The organism is Alistipes sp. CHKCI003 (assembly GCF_900021155.1).
Classification (GTDB): domain Bacteria; phylum Bacteroidota; class Bacteroidia; order Bacteroidales; family Rikenellaceae; genus Alistipes; species Alistipes excrementavium.
Genome location: NZ_FCNT01000077.1, coordinates 2,501 through 3,573, shown reverse-complemented (window position 1 = coordinate 3,573; position 1,073 = coordinate 2,501). Strand labels below are relative to the sequence as shown.

Genomic DNA, 1,073 nt, shown 5'->3' with positions numbered 1-1,073 from the left:
CGTTCATTGACATACTTAAGGAGATGAGATAAAGTTTTCGGATGCAACAATAGGTGTATCCGGGAATGTAAGAAAGTATAGAAGGGCGTATGGGGGATGCCTAGGCTCTTGGAGGCGATGAAGGACGTGGTAAGCTGCGAAAAGCTGCGGGGATTTGCAAACGAGACTTGATCCGCAGATATCCGAATGGGACAACCCGTCAGGCAGAAGGCCTGACACACGCGAGTGGGCCAACCCTCTGAACTGAAACATCTAAGTAGGAGGAGGAAAAGAAAGAAATATCGATTTCCAAAGTAGCGGCGAGCGAAATGGAAAGAGCCCAAACCGGAATTGTTACGGCAATTCCGGGGTTGTAGGACCGCGATATTCGAGAGACGACGAACCGGAATGGCTTGGAAAGGTCATCCAAAGAGAGTGAAAGGCTCGTACGGGCAAGTCAGTTTTAAGATAGCGGTATCCTGAGTAGGGCGGGACACGAGGAATCCTGTCTGAATCCGCCGGGACCACCCGGCAAGGCTAAATACTCCCAAGAGACCGATAGTGAACCAGTACTGTGAAGGAAAGGTGAAAAGAACCCCGAACAGGGGAGTGAAAAAGAACCTGAAACCATACGCTTACAACCTGTCGGAGCCGCTTTGTGCGGTGACGGCGTGCCTATTGAATAATGAGCCTACGAGTTACTAATCACTGGCGAGGTTAAGTGCGTGGAAGCACGGAGCCGAAGCGAAAGCGAGTCTGAAAAGGGCGTCGAGTCAGTGGTTGTAGACGCGAAACCTTGCGATCTACCCTTGAGCAGGATGAAGGTTGGGTAATACCAATTGGAGGTCCGAACGAATAAGCGTTGAAAAGCTTCTCGATGACTTGAGGGTAGGAGTGAAAGGCCAATCAAGCTGGGAAATAGCTCGTACTCCCCGAAATGCCTTTAGGGGCAGCGTTGTAATAAAGAGTCTACTGGAGGTAGAGCTACTGATTGGATGCGGGGGCTTCACCGCCTACCAAATCCTGACAAACTCCGAATGCCAGTAGTATGATTTACAGCAGTGAGCGACCGGGTGCTAATGTCCGGTCACAAA

General features: G+C 50.5%; 1 rRNA gene (cut by a window edge). It reads left to right on the top strand.

From position 1 onward, the window contains the following. Window positions 1-69 precede the first annotated feature (69 nt). Window positions 70-1,073, top strand: a 23S ribosomal RNA gene (locus BN3659_RS10110) (it continues 1,869 nt past the right edge of the window).